17 protein-coding genes and 3 tRNA genes are annotated in these 17,038 nt (G+C 56.4%); 19 read left to right on the forward strand and 1 reads right to left on the reverse strand.

The genetic code is table 11. The annotated features are described in order from the left end of the window. Positions 1-6: 6 nt before the first annotated feature. From odhB to AC6I8D_RS05705, 17 genes are all read left to right on the forward strand, one after another. The gene (gene odhB / locus AC6I8D_RS05625) at positions 7-1,230 is read left to right on the forward strand and encodes a 2-oxoglutarate dehydrogenase complex dihydrolipoyllysine-residue succinyltransferase (RefSeq protein ID WP_312057625.1); all 1,224 of its coding nucleotides are present in this window, start codon (positions 7-9) and stop codon (positions 1,228-1,230) included. Between the two features lie 70 nt (positions 1,231-1,300). Further along, complete coding sequence (gene sucC, locus AC6I8D_RS05630) at positions 1,301-2,467, forward strand: ADP-forming succinate--CoA ligase subunit beta (RefSeq protein WP_046288453.1); 1,167 nt, start codon at positions 1,301-1,303, stop codon at positions 2,465-2,467. Next, positions 2,467-3,342, forward strand: a complete 876-nt coding sequence (sucD, locus tag AC6I8D_RS05635; RefSeq protein WP_021508535.1) for a succinate--CoA ligase subunit alpha — start codon at positions 2,467-2,469, stop codon at positions 3,340-3,342. Before sucC ends, sucD begins: the two co-directional genes overlap by 1 nt. A 571-nt stretch (positions 3,343-3,913) precedes the next feature. Further along, positions 3,914-5,485 (forward strand): cytochrome ubiquinol oxidase subunit I, encoded by a 1,572-nt coding sequence (cydA, locus tag AC6I8D_RS05640; RefSeq protein ID WP_312758039.1) that lies wholly within the window; start codon positions 3,914-3,916, stop codon positions 5,483-5,485. An 11-nt stretch (positions 5,486-5,496) separates the two neighbouring features. Beyond that, positions 5,497-6,636: a cytochrome d ubiquinol oxidase subunit II gene (gene cydB / locus AC6I8D_RS05645; RefSeq protein ID WP_497819765.1), complete on the forward strand. Its 1,140-nt coding sequence runs from the start codon at positions 5,497-5,499 to the stop codon at positions 6,634-6,636. 15 nt (positions 6,637-6,651) lie between these two features. Continuing rightward, positions 6,652-6,756, forward strand: a complete 105-nt coding sequence (gene cydX / locus AC6I8D_RS05650; RefSeq protein ID WP_069728038.1) for a cytochrome bd-I oxidase subunit CydX — start codon at positions 6,652-6,654, stop codon at positions 6,754-6,756. Next, positions 6,756-7,049 (forward strand): cyd operon protein YbgE, encoded by a 294-nt coding sequence (gene ybgE / locus AC6I8D_RS05655; protein ID WP_312758035.1) that lies wholly within the window; start codon positions 6,756-6,758, stop codon positions 7,047-7,049. The genes cydX and ybgE overlap by 1 nt, the downstream gene beginning before the upstream one ends. 178 nt (positions 7,050-7,227) lie before the next feature. Beyond that, complete coding sequence (gene ybgC, locus AC6I8D_RS05660) at positions 7,228-7,632, forward strand: tol-pal system-associated acyl-CoA thioesterase (protein ID WP_031374830.1); 405 nt, start codon at positions 7,228-7,230, stop codon at positions 7,630-7,632. Then, positions 7,629-8,315 (forward strand): Tol-Pal system protein TolQ, encoded by a 687-nt coding sequence (gene tolQ, locus AC6I8D_RS05665; protein ID WP_031374831.1) that lies wholly within the window; start codon positions 7,629-7,631, stop codon positions 8,313-8,315. Before ybgC ends, tolQ begins: the two co-directional genes overlap by 4 nt. Positions 8,316-8,328: 13 nt before the next feature. Next, on the forward strand, positions 8,329-8,757 hold the full coding sequence (gene tolR / locus AC6I8D_RS05670) for a colicin uptake protein TolR (protein WP_010260764.1): 429 nt from the start codon (positions 8,329-8,331) through the stop codon (positions 8,755-8,757). Positions 8,758-8,784: 27 nt separating this feature from the next. Further along, positions 8,785-10,074 carry a cell envelope integrity protein TolA gene (tolA, locus tag AC6I8D_RS05675; protein ID WP_497819766.1) on the forward strand — a complete coding sequence of 430 codons (1,290 nt, stop codon included), beginning with the start codon at positions 8,785-8,787 and terminating at the stop codon, positions 10,072-10,074. A gap of 115 nt (positions 10,075-10,189) precedes the next feature. Continuing rightward, positions 10,190-11,485 (forward strand): Tol-Pal system beta propeller repeat protein TolB, encoded by a 1,296-nt coding sequence (tolB, locus tag AC6I8D_RS05680; protein ID WP_031374833.1) that lies wholly within the window; start codon positions 10,190-10,192, stop codon positions 11,483-11,485. Positions 11,486-11,536: 51 nt separating this feature from the next. After that, complete coding sequence (pal, locus tag AC6I8D_RS05685) at positions 11,537-12,064, forward strand: peptidoglycan-associated lipoprotein Pal (RefSeq protein ID WP_031374834.1); 528 nt, start codon at positions 11,537-11,539, stop codon at positions 12,062-12,064. A 9-nt stretch (positions 12,065-12,073) separates the two neighbouring features. Next, positions 12,074-12,859, forward strand: a complete 786-nt coding sequence (cpoB, locus tag AC6I8D_RS05690; protein ID WP_312057575.1) for a cell division protein CpoB — start codon at positions 12,074-12,076, stop codon at positions 12,857-12,859. A gap of 165 nt (positions 12,860-13,024) precedes the next feature. Further along, positions 13,025-13,100, forward strand: a tRNA-Lys gene (locus AC6I8D_RS05695). Positions 13,101-13,173: 73 nt separating this feature from the next. Beyond that, a tRNA-Lys gene (locus tag AC6I8D_RS05700) sits at positions 13,174-13,249 on the forward strand. A 46-nt stretch (positions 13,250-13,295) separates the two neighbouring features. Further along, positions 13,296-13,371: transfer RNA gene (locus AC6I8D_RS05705), tRNA-Lys, on the forward strand. A gap of 280 nt (positions 13,372-13,651) precedes the next feature. On the opposite strand, the gene AC6I8D_RS05710 is transcribed toward AC6I8D_RS05705, so the two are convergent. Further along, the gene (locus tag AC6I8D_RS05710) at positions 13,652-15,127 is read right to left on the reverse strand and encodes an AlkA N-terminal domain-containing protein (protein WP_312052983.1); all 1,476 of its coding nucleotides are present in this window, start codon (positions 15,125-15,127) and stop codon (positions 13,652-13,654) included. Between the two features lie 158 nt (positions 15,128-15,285). Here AC6I8D_RS05710 and AC6I8D_RS05715 point away from each other — a divergent pair, with 158 nt between their 5' ends. After that, positions 15,286-15,828, forward strand: coding sequence for a methylated-DNA--[protein]-cysteine S-methyltransferase (locus AC6I8D_RS05715; protein ID WP_312756312.1), 543 nt, complete (start codon positions 15,286-15,288; stop codon positions 15,826-15,828). 126 nt (positions 15,829-15,954) lie between these two features. Further along, complete coding sequence (gene nadA, locus AC6I8D_RS05720; RefSeq protein WP_312052979.1) at positions 15,955-17,016, forward strand: quinolinate synthase NadA; 1,062 nt, start codon at positions 15,955-15,957, stop codon at positions 17,014-17,016. Positions 17,017-17,038: the final 22 nt, after the last annotated feature.

Raw genomic sequence — 17,038 nt, forward strand, 5'->3', positions numbered from 1 at the left:
AAGATAATGAGTAGCGTAGATATTCTCGTTCCCGACCTGCCTGAATCGGTTGCCGATGCCTCCGTGGCAACCTGGCACAAAAAACCAGGCGATGCAGTCACTCGCGATGAAGTGCTGGTCGAAATTGAAACTGACAAAGTGGTGCTGGAAGTGCCTGCATCCGCTGACGGCATCTTAGAAGCCGTGCTGGAAGAAGAGGGCGCAACCGTCACTTCACGCCAGATCCTCGGTCGTCTGAAAGAAGGCAACAGCGGCGGTAAAGAGAGCAGCGCGAAGTCTGAAAGCAAAGAGTCGACTCCGGCTCAGCGTCAGACCGCTTCACTGGAAGAAGAGAGCAACGATGCGCTCAGCCCGGCAATTCGCCGCCTGATCGCAGAACATAACCTTGATGCCTCGCAGATCAAAGGCAGCGGTGTTGGGGGTCGTCTGACCCGTGAAGATGTTGAAAAACATCTGGCCAACAAGCCTGCTGCGCCGAAAGCCGCCGCTGCGCCAGCCGCTGACAGTGCGCCACAGCCTGCGGTTGCTAACCGCAGCGAAAAACGCGTGCCGATGACCCGTCTGCGTAAACGTGTTGCCGAACGTCTGCTGGAAGCGAAGAACAGCACCGCGATGCTGACCACCTTCAACGAAATCAACATGAAGCCGATCATGGATCTGCGTAAGCAGTACGGCGAGGCTTTCGAGAAGCGTCACGGCGTGCGTCTGGGCTTCATGTCCTTCTACATCAAAGCGGTAGTTGAAGCGCTGAAACGCTATCCGGAAGTGAATGCTTCTATCGATGGCGAAGATGTGGTTTATCACAACTACTTTGACGTCAGCATTGCGGTCTCCACGCCACGCGGCCTGGTGACGCCGGTGCTGCGCGATGTCGATGCGCTGAGCATGGCTGATATCGAGAAGAAAATTAAAGAACTGGCGGTGAAAGGCCGTGACGGCAAGCTGACGGTTGACGATCTGACCGGCGGTAACTTCACCATCACCAACGGTGGCGTCTTCGGTTCGCTGATGTCGACCCCGATCATCAACCCGCCACAGAGTGCCATCCTCGGCATGCACGCCATCAAAGATCGTCCGATGGCGGTCAATGGTCAGGTGGTGGTGCTGCCAATGATGTATCTGGCGCTCTCCTACGATCACCGTCTGATCGATGGCCGTGAATCTGTCGGCTACCTGGTTGCGGTGAAAGAGATGCTGGAAGACCCGGCGCGCCTGCTGCTGGATGTCTGATTTTCATCGGGCGCGCCTCGCTGCGCGCCCAACCTCTTTACTCTTTTCAGACCTGAATGGATAGAACATCATGAACTTACACGAATACCAGGCGAAACAGCTGTTTGCACGGTATGGCATGCCGGCACCCACCGGTTACGCCTGTACTACACCACGTGAAGCGGAAGAAGCTGCCTCGAAAATTGGCGCCGGCCCGTGGGTAGTAAAATGTCAGGTTCATGCCGGTGGCCGCGGTAAAGCGGGCGGTGTGAAAGTGGTTAACAGCAAAGAAGAGATTCGCGCCTTTGCTGAAAACTGGCTGGGCAAACGCCTGGTGACCTATCAGACAGATGCGAACGGCCAGCCGGTAAACCAGATTCTGGTTGAAGCCGCAACCGACATCGACCAGGAGCTTTACCTGGGCGCGGTGGTCGATCGTGCAACGCGTCGCGTGATCTTCATGGCATCAACGGAAGGCGGCGTGGAAATCGAAAAAGTGGCGGAAGAAACCCCGCACCTGATCCATAAAATGGCGCTCGATCCGCTGACCGGTCCACAGCCTTATCAGGGCCGTGAGCTGGCATTCAAACTGGGCCTGTCCGGTAAGCTGGTCGGTCAGTTCACCAAGATCTTCATGGGTCTGGCGACCCTGTTCCTCGAGCGCGATCTGGCGATGGTTGAGATCAACCCGCTGGTGATCACTAAGCAGGGCGATCTGATCTGCCTGGATGGCAAACTGGGTGCCGACGGCAATGCGCTGTTCCGTCAGCCAGAGCTGCGCGAAATGCGCGATCCAAGCCAGGAAGATCCACGTGAAGCTCATGCTACACAGTGGGAACTGAACTATGTCGCCCTGGAAGGCAACATCGGCTGTATGGTGAACGGCGCAGGTCTGGCGATGGGAACCATGGACATCGTTAAGCACCACGGCGGTCAACCGGCGAACTTCCTTGATGTTGGCGGCGGCGCAACCAAAGAGCGCGTCACAGAAGCCTTCAAAATCATCCTGTCTGACGATGCGGTTAAAGCCGTTTTCGTTAACATCTTCGGCGGTATCGTACGCTGTGACCTGATTGCTGACGGCATCATCGGCGCAGTGGCTGAAGTGGGTGTGAACGTGCCAGTAGTGGTACGTCTGGAAGGTAACAACGCCGAGCTGGGCGCCCAGAAACTGGCGGACAGCGGTCTGAACATCATTGCAGCAACCAGCCTGACAGACGCCGCACAGCGTGTTGTTGCTGCCGCGGAGGGTAAATAATGTCCATTCTGATCGACAAAAACACCAAAGTCATTTGCCAGGGTTTCACCGGTGGCCAGGGGACTTTCCATTCTGAGCAGGCGCTGGCCTACGGCACCCAACTGGTTGGCGGCGTAACGCCAGGCAAAGGCGGCACCACCCATCTGGGCCTGCCGGTGTTCAACACCGTGCGTGAAGCCGTAGAAGCGACCGGCGCAACCGCCACCGTGATCTACGTGCCGGCTCCGTTCTGTAAAGATGGCATCCTTGAAGCGATCGATGCAGGCATCAAACTGATCATCACCATCACCGAAGGCATCCCGACGCTGGATATGCTGACCGTGAAAGTGAAGCTGGATGAAGCAGGCGTGCGGATGATTGGTCCAAACTGCCCAGGCGTTATCACCCCAGGCGAATGCAAAATCGGCATCATGCCGGGTCACATTCACCAGCCGGGCCGCGTCGGCATCGTCTCACGTTCAGGTACGCTGACCTATGAAGCCGTTAAGCAGACCACCGACATCGGCTACGGCCAGTCGACCTGTGTCGGTATCGGCGGTGACCCGATCCCAGGTTCTAACTTTATCGACATCCTGAAAATGTTCCAGGACGATCCACAGACCGAAGCGATCGTAATGATCGGTGAGATCGGTGGCAGCGCGGAAGAAGAAGCGGCGGCGTTCATCAAAGAGCACGTCACTAAGCCTGTGGTCGGTTACATCGCCGGTGTGACGGCGCCAAAAGGCAAGCGTATGGGCCATGCGGGCGCCATCATTGCCGGTGGTAAAGGTACGGCAGACGAGAAGTTTGCGGCACTGGAAGCGGCCGGCGTGAAAACCGTTCGCAGCCTGGCTGACATCGGTGATGCGGTGAAAGCTGTCCTGCCGGCGAAGTAAGCCAAAAGATCGAACATCAAAGCCACCTGCGGGTGGCTTTTTTTATGCCTTGTATTGCCGCAACCCACTCACGCTGTTGAATCGTCGGCTCTGCAGAATCACCACCAGAAAAACGCCCGGCGTTAATCAAAAGCAGCAAAGGTAATATATTTTAAATACTATTCAGCCCGACGATGACATCCTGATAACAAGAAACCGACCTGACCTTATCTGGAAATTTATTACGTTATTCCAGATCAATTATTCGCGAGTTATATCCAACTATTCCGCTGGCAAAGCGTAACGCTAAAGGCGTAAATTGCGCTACATCAATTCAGCCTTTCACACAAACTTTCACACGTTTGCTCTACCCGGGGTGACACCCGCTTTTCTGTTGTTTTTGCATACGTTGGGATTAGCGCTGCATTGACAGTCAGGGCTGCTTTATCCGTTATTTACCAGCAACGGGCAGCTCATCACCCTGTTCTGTTGGGTATAAAAAACTGGAATTAATAAACAGTCGTTCCTGACTCAGATTACGCGCGCCTCTGTGATGCGCGTAACGGGATAATACGAGGAGCAAGGAGTCATTATGTTAGATATCGTCGAGCTGTCGCGATTACAGTTTGCCTTAACGGCGATGTACCATTTTCTGTTCGTGCCTTTAACGCTGGGTATGGCGTTTTTGCTGGCGATCATGGAGACGGTATACGTCCTGAGCGGCAAACAAATTTATAAAGATATGACCAAATTCTGGGGCAAGTTATTCGGTATTAACTTCGCGCTTGGCGTGGCGACCGGCCTGACCATGGAATTTCAGTTCGGGACCAACTGGTCATATTACTCCCACTACGTCGGCGATATCTTTGGTGCGCCGCTCGCCATTGAAGGGCTGATGGCGTTTTTCCTCGAATCCACCTTTGTCGGCCTGTTCTTTTTTGGCTGGGATCGGCTGGGTAAAGTGCAGCATCTGGCCGTCACCTGGCTGGTGGCGCTGGGCTCAAACATGTCGGCGCTGTGGATCCTGGTGGCGAATGGCTGGATGCAGAATCCGATCGCCTCTGAGTTCAACTTCGAAACCATGCGCATGGAGATGGTCAGCTTCTCTGAGCTGGTACTCAACCCGGTTGCCCAGGTCAAATTCGTCCATACCGTGGCGGCAGGCTACACCACCGGTGCGATGTTTATTCTCGGCATCAGCGCCTGGTATCTGCTGAAAGGACGCGATATCGCCTTTGCTAAACGCTCCTTCGCCATTGCGGCCAGCTTCGGCATGGCGGCGGTGCTGTCGGTAATCGTACTGGGTGATGAGTCCGGTTACGAAATGGGTGACGTGCAGAAAACCAAGCTGGCAGCGATTGAAGCCGAATGGGAAACCCAGCCGGCGCCGGCGTCGTTTACCCTGTTTGGCCTGCCGGATCAGGAGACCCGCGAAAACAAATATGCCATTCAGATCCCGTGGCTGCTTGGCCTGATCGCCACCCGATCCACCGACACACCGGTCACCGGGCTGAAAGATCTGATGGCGCAGCATGAAGTACGCATCCGCAACGGCATGAAAGCCTACGCCTTGCTGAATGAACTGCGTAGCGGCAGCCAGGACCCGGCGGTACGCGAAGCCTTCAACAGCCATAAGCAGGATCTCGGCTATGGTCTGCTGCTGAAGCGCTATACCGCTAACGTCTCTGACGCCACCGAAGCGCAAATCCAGCAGGCGACGCAGGATTCTATTCCGCGCGTGGCGCCGCTCTATTTCGCGTTCCGCATCATGGTGCTCTGTGGTGTGCTGCTGCTGGGCGTGATTACGCTGGCCTTCTGGAGCGTCATCCGTAACCGCATCGGTAAGAACCGCTGGTTACTGAAAGCGGCACTGTTCGGTATTCCACTGCCGTGGATTGCCATCGAGTCAGGCTGGTTTGTGGCGGAATATGGCCGTCAGCCGTGGGCCATCGGTGAAGTGCTGCCGACCGCAGTCGCTAACTCATCGCTGACGGTAGGCGATCTGCTGTTCTCCATGATACTGATCTGCGGTCTCTACACCCTGTTCCTGGTGGCTGAGATGTACCTGATGTTCAAATTCGCCCGCCTTGGGCCGAGCAGCCTGAAAACCGGGCGTTACCATCATGAACAGATCACGGCGATAACTCAGCCGGTGCAGGGATAAGGAGAGCGACCATGTTTGATTATGAAGTTCTGCGCTTTGTCTGGTGGTTGCTGATAGGCGTACTGCTGATCGGTTTCGCCGTAGCAGATGGCTTTGATATGGGCGTCGGCATGCTGATGCGCATCCTGAGCCGCAACGATACCGAACGCCGCATCATGATTAACACCATCGCCCCGCACTGGGATGGCAATCAGGTGTGGCTTATCACCGCCGGCGGCGCGCTGTTTGCCGCCTGGCCGATGGTCTATGCTGCGGCCTTTTCAGGTTTCTATGTGGCGATGATCCTGGTGCTGGCCTCGCTGTTCTTTCGGCCGGTCGGCTTTGATTACCGCTCCAAAATCGAAGATAACCGCTGGCGCGGTGCCTGGGACTGGGGCATTTTCATTGGTAGCTTTGTGCCGCCGCTGGTGATTGGCGTGGCGTTCGGTAACCTGTTACAAGGCGTTCCCTTCCATGCTGATGAATATCTGCGTCTGTTCTATACCGGTAACTTCTTCCAGCTGCTGAATCCGTTTGGCCTGCTGGCGGGCGTGGTCAGCGTGGCGATGATTCTGGCGCAGGGCGCGACCTATCTGCAGATGCGCACCAGCGGTGAACTGCACCTGCGTTCACGCGCGGCGGCACAGATTGCTGCGCTGGTGATGATGGTCTGCTTCGTGCTGGCGGGCGTCTGGGTGAAATATGGTATTGATGGCTACGTCGTCACCAGCACCCTCGATCACTTCGCCGCCTCGAATCCGCTGGGTAAAACCGTGGTGCGGGAAGCGGGCGCCTGGATAGTGAATTTCCAGAACCACCCGCTGCTGTGGCTGTTCCCGCTGCTCGGCGTGCTGCTGCCGCTGCTGACAGTGATCTGCTCCCGGCTTGAGAAGGGCGCCTGGGCGTTCCTGTTCTCCTCACTGACTCTGGCCTGCGTCATCATGACGGCGGGAATCGCGATGTTCCCATTCATCATGCCTTCCAGCACGGTGCCGGGTGTCAGCCTGACGATGTGGGATGCCACTTCCAGCCTGCTAACGCTGAAAATTATGACCGTCGCTGCGGTGATTTTTGTGCCGATTATTCTGGCTTACACCAGCTGGTGTTACTGGAAGATGTTTGGCCGCATCACCAAAGATCACATCGAAAGCAACAGTCACTCACTCTACTGATTAAGGAGACGACGCATGTGGTATTTTGCCTGGATTCTTGGCACCTTGCTGGCCTGTGCCTTTGGTATCGTCACCGCGCTGGCGATTGAGCACATCGATGCGCAGGATGAGTCGCACTGATGCGCGCACCGATTCAGATGCTGTATCGTCTGATGGATAAGGGCCCGTTACGGGCCCTTTCACTGCTGCTGGCGCTGGTCACGGCCGGCGGCGTGCTGTGGGACCCGACACGCTTTGCCGATCAGGCAGGCAGGCTGCCGGCTCCGCAGGCGCTGCTGCTCATCTGGGCCATCTGTAGTGCGGTGATCCACGGGGTGGGTTTCCGGCCACAGCAAACCCGATGGCAGGCGCTGTTTTCGCCGTTACCGGCAGTCGGGGTGCTGTTTATCGCGCTTTACCGCTTTTACGCTTAATCTCCCGCCACATCGACGCTGTGAGTGAGTTTTTGTCAGCGTCCGGTCAAGAAATCTCCCTGAAATCGTTCCGTTTGTTACGGAGCGATAATTATTTTCGCCTGGCTCTGGCGACCCATTCCAAACCCGATTTGTCTTGCGTATAGTAGCAACGTTTAAAACGAGGCCGGGATGTAGAGTGAGTACAACGCTGTTTCGCTGGCCGGTTCGGGTCTACTACGAAGACACTGATGCCGGTGGCGTGGTTTATCACGCCAGCTATATCGCTTTTTATGAACGAGCACGTACCGAAATGTTGCGTCAGCACCATTTCAATCAGCAGACGCTGTTAGAACAGCAGGTCGCTTTTGTGGTGCGGCGTATGACGGTGGACTATCTGGCGGCGGCGCGTCTTGATGACCTTCTGGAGATCCAGAGTGAAGTGACATCAATGACCCGGGCTACCATGACGTTTACCCAGCGTATCGTGAATGCTGAAGGCAAAGTGCTCAATGAGGCAGAAGTCCTGATTGCCTGCATTAACCCACATCTGATGAAGCCGATTGCGCTTCCCAAGTCTATTGTCGCGGAGTTCAAGCAGTGACTGACATGAACATTCTTGATTTGTTCCTGAAGGCGAGCCTTCTGGTCAAACTTATCATGTTGATTTTGATCGGCTTTTCGATTGCCTCCTGGGCGATCATTATTCAGCGTACGCGTATCCTTAACGCGGCGGGGCGCGAAGCGGAGGCGTTTGAAGACAAATTCTGGTCCGGTATCGAACTCTCACGTCTCTATCAGGAAAGCCAGGGTCGTCGTGACGAACTCGCCGGGTCGGAGCAGATTTTCTACTCCGGTTTCAAAGAGTTTGCCCGCCTGCACCGCGCCAATAACCACGCACCGGAAGCGGTGATCGAGGGCGCGAGCCGGGCGATGCGTATCTCGATGAACCGTGAACTGGAGGCGCTGGAAAACCACATTCCTTTCCTCGGCACCGTCGGCTCCATCAGTCCGTATATCGGTCTGTTCGGTACCGTCTGGGGGATCATGCACGCCTTTATCGCGCTGGGCGCGGTGAAGCAGGCGACCCTGCAGATGGTTGCACCGGGTATTGCGGAAGCGTTGATTGCCACGGCAATCGGCCTGTTTGCAGCGATCCCGGCGGTGATGGCGTACAACCGTCTGAACCAGCGCGTGAATAAACTGGAGCAGGGCTACGACAACTTCATGGAAGAGTTCACCGCCATTCTGCATCGCCAGGCTTTCTCCAGCGATAGCGCTAAGTAAATAGAGGTTAATGATGGCCAGAGTACGTGGTCGCAAACGCCGCGACCTGAAGTCGGAAATCAACATCGTTCCGCTACTGGACGTCCTGTTGGTGCTGTTGCTGATCTTCATGGCGACGGCGCCCATTATTACCCAGAGTGTGGAAGTGGACCTGCCTGATGCGACCGATTCAAAAACCGTCGCCAGTGACGATAACCCGCCGGTGATTGTCGAAGTGGCGGGCGTGGGTCAGTACAGTCTGGTGGTGGATCACGATCGTATGGATCAGCTGCCTCCTGAGCAGGTGATCAGCGAAGCGCAGCGTCGACTGGAAGCCAATCCAAAGACCGTCTTTTTGATCGGGGGCGCGAAAGAAGTGCCTTACGACGAAATTATTAAAGCGCTCAACCTGCTGCACCAGGCGGGTGTTAAATCTGTCGGTTTGATGACGCAGCCGATTTAAAATCGAACCGTTTTTTGGGAACCGAGTGTGTCGAAGGCAACCGAGCAAAACGAGAAGTTAAAGCGCGCGATAATCATTTCGGTGATTCTGCACATTGTGCTGATCGCGCTGCTGATATGGAGCTCGTTTAATGAGCACATTGATGCCAGTAGTGCCGGCGGCGGCGGCAGCGATATTGATGCTGTGATGGTCGATCCCGGTGCGGTAGTGAGTCAATACAACCGTCAGCAGAACCAGCAGAGCGACAGTCAGCGCGCCGAGCAGCAGCGCAAAAAGCAGGCGCAGCAGCAGGCTGAAGAGCTGCAACAAAAACAGGCGGCTGAGCAACAGCGACTGAAAGCGCTGGAGAAAGAGCGTCTCGAAGCGCAGGAAACCGCTAAACAGCAGGCGAAGCAGCAAGCTGAGCAGCAGAAAGCGGCAGAAGAGGCCGCGAAGCAAGCGCAGGAGCAGCAAAAAACTGCCGAAGCTGCCGCCGCCAAAGCGAAAGCAGAGGCTAAAGCCGAAGCCGATGCGCAGGCCAAAGCCGCCGCCGAACAGGCGAAGCAGGCGGCCGCTGAGGCGAAGAAACAGGCCGATGCGCAGGCCAAAGCTGCGGCGGCCGCGGCCGCAAAAGAGAAAGCCGTAGCCGAAGCCAAAGCGAAATCTGACGCCGAGGCGAAAGCCGCAGCAGAAGCCAAAGCGAAAGCCGCGGCCGATGCGAAAGCTAAAGCAGCTGAAGAAGCCAAAGAGAAAGCGGCAGAAGCAGCCAAAGCCAAAGCAGAAGCGGCCAAAGAGAAAGCTGAAGCCGCCGCCAAAGCCAAAGCAGAAGCGGCCAAAGAGAAAGCGGAAGCCGCTGCGAAAGCCAAAGCCGATGCGGCAGCCAAAGCGAAAGCCGACGCCGCCGCGAAAGCTAAAGCTGATGCGAAGGCCAAAGCCGCTGCCGATGCAGCCAATGACAGCGATGTTGATGACCTGTTAGGCGGACTGGCTTCCGGCAAAAATGCGCCGAAAAGCGGCACCTCGGGTGGCGCGGCAGGGCAGGGTAATCAGAAGAAAGCCGGTGCATCCGGTGCGGAGATCAACTCCTATCTTGGTCAGATTACCAGTGCGATTCAAAGCCGATTCTATGATGCGGATCTGTATCGCGGAAAAAGTTGTGATTTACGGATTAAACTTGCGCCTGACGGATTGTTGATTGATGTTAAGTCAGAAGGCGGCGACCCCGCACTCTGTCAGGCAGCGATTGCCGCTGCCAAACAGGCACGTATTCCGAAGCCGCCTTCACAGGCTGTGTATGAAGTGTTTAAAAACGCGCCAATGCGTTTCAGACCGCAATAATGCAGTAACTGACGGCAAGTTGATCTAAGGTTAGCTTGCCGTATTTAAGTCGTACTCGTGGTTTCCAGGAACAGTGCCAATTATCGTGGACTGAGGTTCAGATAAGGGAGATAAAATGAAGCAAGCTCTTCGCGTTACGTTAGGCTTTTTTATCCTGCTGTGGGCAGCCGTGCTGCATGCAGAAGTTCGAATTGAGATCACCCAGGGCGTGAATACTGCACGTCCGATTGGCGTGGTGCCGTTTAAATGGGCCGGTGCTGGCGCTGCGCCAGAAGATATCGGCGGCATCGTGGCGGCTGACCTGCGCAACAGCGGTAAATTCAACCCGCTGGATCGCTCACGTCTGCCACAACAGCCAACCAGCGCGCAGGAAGTTCAGCCTGCTGCCTGGAGCGCGCTCGGCATTGATGCCGTGGTGGTGGGTCAGGTGCAGTCCAACCCGGACGGCAGCTACCAGGTCTCTTACCAGTTAGTCGACACCGGCGCTGCGCCAGGTACGGTACTGGCACAGAATTCCTATAAGGTGACCAAACAGTGGCTGCGCTACGCTGCGCACACCGCCAGTGATGAAACCTTTGAGAAACTGACCGGCATTAAAGGGGCGTTCCGCACCCGCATCGCCTATGTGGTGCAAACCAACGGCGGTCAGTTCCCGTATGAACTGCGCGTCGCGGATTACGATGGCTACAACCAGTTTGTGGTTCACCGTTCACCGCAGCCGCTGATGTCACCGGCCTGGTCGCCAGACGGCAGCAAAGTGGCGTACGTCACCTTTGAAAGCGGCAAGTCAGCGCTGGTGGTACAGACGCTGTCTAACGGTGCTATCCGTCAGGTTGCTTCTTACCCACGTCACAACGGTGCTCCGGCCTTCTCGCCGGATGGCTCTAAGCTGGCTTTCGCCCTGTCTAAAACCGGCAGCCTGAACCTCTACGTGATGGATCTGGCGTCAGGTCAGACGCGTCAGGTCACCGATGGCCGTTATAACAGCACCGAACCGACCTGGTTCCCGGACAGCCAGACGCTGGCTTACACCTCGGATCAGGCCGGTGCGCCTCAGATTTATAAAGTAGGGATCAACGGCGGCGCGCCTCAACGCATTACCTGGGAAGGCGGTCAGAACCAGGATGCGGACGTTGCCACCGATGGAAAATCAATGGTGATGATTAGCACCAGTGGCGGTGCTCAACACGTCGCCAAACAGGATCTGGAAACGGGAGCCGTTCAAACGTTAACGGACACGTTCCTGGATGAAACGCCGAGCCTGGCACCGAACGGCACAATGGTAATCTATAGCTCTACTCAGGGGATGGGTTCCGTGCTGCAACTGGTTTCAACCGACGGCCGTTTCAAAGCGCGTCTTCCGGCAACTGATGGACAGGTAAAATTTCCTGCCTGGTCGCCGTATCTGTAATGTCTGACTTAACAGACATCACAAACAATAAACAATAATGGGATTTTTGAAATGCAACTGAACAAAGTGCTGAAGGGTTTGATGCTGGCTCTGCCGGTTCTGGCAGTAGCGGCTTGTAGCTCACACAAAAACAACAACAATGACCAGACTGGCATGGGTGCTGATGGCGCTTACGGTGCAAATTCTGGCATGAACGGCAACGGCGGCAATATGTCTTCTGACGAGCAGGCGCGTCTGCAGATGCAGCAGCTGCAGCAGAACAACATCGTCTACTTCGGTCTGGACAAATATGACGTTCAGTCTGATTACGCTCAGATGCTGGATCAGCATGCAGCTTTCCTGCGTAGCAACCCATCTTACAAAGTGACTATCGAAGGTCACGCGGATGAGCGCGGTACGCCGGAATACAACATCGCCCTGGGCGAACGTCGCGCCAGCGCGGTTAAAATGTATCTGCAAGGCAAAGGCGTTTCTGCCGATCAGATGTCTATCGTTTCTTACGGTAAAGAGAAGCCAGCCGTTCTGGGTCATGACGAAGCAGCCTATTCTAAAAACCGTCGTGCCGTACTGGTCTACTAAGAGAATCACATGGTTAGTAACTTCAGACATCACCTGTTGAGTCTGTCGTTACTGATTGGCGTAGCGGCCCCCTGGGCCGCTAATGCCCAAGCGTCAATCAGTAGCGTTGGCTCCGGCTCGGTCGAAGACCGTGTCACCACTCTTGAACGAATCTCTAATGCCCAGGCACAGCTGATGCAGCAACTGCAGCAGCAGATGAGCGATAACCAGCGTGATATCGACGCGCTGCGTGGGCAAATCCAGCAAAACACGTATCAGCTGAATCAGGTGGTCGAGCGGCAGAAGCAGCTCTATCAGCAGATTGACAGCCTGAGCAGCAGCAGCGGTCAGCCGGCGGCCAGCAGCGATGCTTCAGCCGATGCAGGCGCAGCAGCAGGCGCGGGTGCGGCAGCGACGACGGGCAGCGCACCGGCCCAGACCGGCGATGCGAACAGCGACTACAATGCGGCTGTAGCGCTGATTCTGGAGAAGAAACAGTACGACCAGGCGATCACTGCGCTTCAGGCGTGGGTAAAACGTTACCCTGATTCGACCTATCAGCCGAACGCCAATTACTGGCTGGGACAGCTGAACTACAACAAAGGCAAAAAAGACGACGCGGCCTATTATTATGCCACGGTGGTGAAAAACTATCCGAAGTCGCCTAAAGCCGCAGAGGCGTTATTGAAAGTGGGCGTCATCATGCAGGAGAAAAACGACACGGCGAAAGCCAAAGCGGTTTATCAGCAGGTGATTAAACTTTATCCCAATACTGATTCTGCCAAACAGGCGCAAAAACGTCTGGCAAGTATGTAATCTGTACGGTTCAGACCGGATATCGGGTGATTTCTGGTCTTGCCGTATGAAAGGTAAGCAATTGAAGCTTTTAGCAGAAATAAGAGTTGCGCTGCCTCAGTAAATCAGTAATATATGCCGCCGTTGCCGGGACACATTGCAAACGTGTCTGGCAAGCCTGAAGATGGGTCGTTAGCTCAGTTGGTAGAGCAGTTGACTTTTAATCAATTGGTCGCAGGTTCGAATCCTGCACGACCCACCATCTCCGGTCAGACGCGCGTTTTGTTGCCGTGCCCTTTCAGGATACCCTTCAGCATTGCTTCACAACCTAAGATGGGTCGTTAGCTCAGTTGGTAGAGCAGTTGACTTTTAATCAATTGGTCGCAGGTTCGAATCCTGCACGACCCACCATCTTACTTCGGGCGCCTGGCGCAATGAAGGGTTGTAAGCCCCCAGCGGGTCGTTAGCTCAGTTGGTAGAGCAGTTGACTTTTAATCAATTGGTCGCAGGTTCGAATCCTGCACGACCCACCAATTAAGAAGAAAGCGCCTTTAAGGCGCTTTTTTCGTTTCTGCGGCACGGAGTTGAACGTGCCGGATGAGAACCTGCCGCAGGTTCGACTGAATCGCCGGGAGCGGTTCAGGCTGATGCGGTAGCATCACCCGCAGGGCGTGGCCCCGGACGGGCCACGGCTTATCCTGCACGACCCACCAATTAAGAAGAAAGCGCCTTTTAGGCGCTTTTTTCGTTTCTGCGATACCGACTATGCAGGTCAGGGTGACAATCTGCAGCCTGACATCAATCATCCAACCGTCACGGCTTTTTCTTTGCCTTTGCCACTGCCAGGCTCTCCCAGATATGCATCACCGCATAGCTGCGCCAGGGACGCCATGACTGCGATCGCGCCTCCGCTTCTTTGGATGACATGCCGCCCAGGTTGTTACGAATAGCAATATCCTCTTTGGGAAAGGCATCCGGCCAGCGCAGGGCGCGCATCGCGATATAGTGCGCGGTCCAGGGACCAATGCCCGGCAGGCTGACCAGCTTTTTTATCACCTCGTCAGGTGGCTGGGCGGCACTGAGACGCAGATCTCCGCTGGCGCAGGCTGTTGCAAAGGCGATGATAGCGCGGGAGCGCGCGGCGCTGACAATCCCCATCGGCGCAACATCGTCTTCCGTCAGTCCGGCGATGCGTTCAGGATGTGCGGTGTAGCGGGTCAGATCGGCGAACGGCGTCTCACAGGGTTCGCCAAAGGCCGCGGCAAAACGGCTGCTGACCGTGGTGGCCGCTTTGACGGTCACCTGCTGGCCGATAATGGCGCGCACGCCCAGCTCAAAGGCATCGAATGCGCCAGGCACGCGCAGACCGGGATGCGAGATCAGACTCGGAGCCAGCAGTGGGTCCTGCGCCAGACAGGCGGCGATACGCTGCGGCTGTGCGTCGAGATCGAACAGATCGCGCAGACGGCGCAGTAGCAAAGGCAGAACCGGCGTCAGCGAGGTTGAAAGCGTCACCTGCAGCGCGTTCTTTTGCGGCAGATGCGAAACAGTGACCCAGCCCCGGCAGCGGCCCAGCACTACGGTGCGACGCCAGCAGCCATCTTCCACCGCCTCGACCTCTTTCATCAAATGCGTCTGCAAAAACCAGAGCATCGCCGCCCAGTCGTAGGGAGGACGATAGGCCAGCCGCAGCGTCACGCGGTCGCCGGGCTGCGCACGCTGAGTGCCCGTTTCGTCCCTGCGCAGCGCGCCTGGCGTCATGCGGTAACGCGCCTGGAACACATCATTGAAGCGCCGCAGGCTGCCAAAGCCGCTGGCGTAGGCAACTTCAATAATCGGCAGCCGGGTTTCGGTCAGCAGCTGTTTAGCCAGCAGCATTCGTCGCGTCTGCTTCAGCTCCAGCGGCGAGACACCCAGTTCCTGCTGCACGATACGGCGCAGCTGACGCAGACTGATACCAAATTCAGCGGCAATCGCCTCCAGCCCTTCGCGTTCCTCCAGCATGCCTTCCTCGATACGCTGAATCAGCCGCTCCGCCACACGATGAGGCTGGTCAACCGGCGCATTACCGGGAGCCAGTTCGGGCCGACAGCGCAGGCAGGGCCGAAAGCGGGCTTTCTCCGCCGCTTCGGCGCTGCTGAAGAACAGGCAGTTCTTTTGCATCGGTGCTTTGACCGGGCAGACCGGACGACAATAGATACCGGTTGAGGTGACGCCAACAAAAAAAACGCCGTCAAAGCGGGTATCACGCGAGGTCAGCGCCTGATAGGCAATGTCAGGATCGAGCATGGCATTTCTCCGGTAAATAAGCGCAGCCTACACCGGTGAATCCCGGCAGACTGGCTGTTTTCGGACAGCACAACAGTTTATCGCCATGACCGAAAACAGCCAGTCAGGCTGATGAAAAGTGCGATAATAGGCGACAGAACCGTGACGGGAGAATCACCATGTACTACTTCAAACCGATAGCCACCCCGGTGGGTGAACTGAAACTGGTCGCCAGCGATAGCGGCCTGGCGGGTATTTTGTGGGAAAACGACGATCCGAAACGCACCCGGTTTTTGCCGCAAACGCGCGATGACGCTCATCCCATCCTGATCGAAACAGAGCGTCAGCTTAGCGAGTTCTTCACCGGTGCTCGTCGCCGTTTTGAGCTGCCGCTCGACTTTGTCGGCACTGATTTCCAGAAAAAAGTCTGGCAGGCGCTGCTGGCCATCCCGTTTGGTGAGACGCGCAGCTACAGCCAGATTGCGCGGGAGATCGGCCATCCGCTGGCGGTGCGTGCTGTCGGGGCGGCCAATGGTCGCAATCCACTCTCGATTGTCGCACCGTGCCACCGCGTGATTGGCGCCAATGGCAAGTTGACCGGCTTTGCGGGCGGGCTGGATATCAAAGCCTTTCTGCTGGCGCTGGAAGCACCTCAGGCCGCGCTGACGCTGGCAGATGAAACGCAGCCCGGCAGGGTCGGAGCTGTGATGCAGACAGAGTAAATATCGCACGACACAGCCAGGCTTTTCCGCTATCGTGTTTAGCATATAAAACACGATGGCGGGAACAACGCCATATGTCGCCTTAACAGGCCATTTTCGTTAATTAGATAAAACGAGAGCTGTGTCATGAGTGTGATGTTCGATCCCGAGAGCGCTGTTTACCCTTTTCCGCCCAAGCCTGCCCGACTGACTGATGATGAAAAGGCGGCCTATCGTGAGAAAATCAAAGCATTACTCAAAGCACGCAACGCCGTGATGGTGGCGCACTACTACACCGACCCGGAAATTCAGGCGCTGGCAGAAGAGACCGGCGGCTGCGTTTCCGATTCGCTGGAGATGGCGCGCTTCGGCAGCAACCACCCGGCGACTACGCTGCTGGTGGCGGGGGTGCGCTTCATGGGGGAAACCGCCAAAATTCTTAGCCCGGAGAAAACCGTGCTGATGCCGACGCTGCAGGCGGAATGTTCCCTCGATCTGGGCTGCCCGATTGAGGAGTTCAACGCCTTCTGCGATGCCCATCCCGACCGAACCGTGGTGGTCTATGCCAATACCTCCGCAGCGGTGAAAGCGCGCGCCGACTGGGTGGTAACCTCCAGCATCGCGGTTGAGCTGATTGAACATCTCGACAGCCTCGGCCAGAAGATCATCTGGGCACCGGATCGCCATCTTGGCCGCTACGTGACGCAAAAATCGGGTGCGGATGTGCTGTGCTGGCAGGGCGCCTGTATCGTGCATGACGAGTTTAAAACCCAGGCGTTGCAGCGGATGAAAGCGCTCTATCCCGCGGCGGCGGTACTGGTGCATCCCGAGTCGCCGCAGGCGATTGTCGATCTTGCCGACGCGGTGGGGTCTACCAGCCAGCTGATCCAGGCGGCGAAATCGCTGCCGCATCCGCAAATGATCGTCGCGACCGATCGCGGCATCTTTTATAAAATGCAGCAGGCGGTTCCGGAGAAAGAGCTGCTGGAAGCGCCGACCGCCGGAGAAGGAGCAACCTGTCGCAGCTGCGCACATTGCCCGTGGATGGCGATGAACGGCCTCAGGGCGATTGCAGAAGCGCTGGAGTCGGGTGGGGCAGATCATCAGGTTCAGGTTGCCGATGACCTGCGAGAGGCCGCATTGCTGCCGCTTAATCGCATGCTATCCTTTGCAGCAGATCTTAAACTCAACGTGAAAGGAAACGCCTGAGGCGTTTCTTTGACAGGTGCCA

It is taken from the genome of Pantoea sp. X-Soil-MYKO-1785, assembly GCF_059730675.1.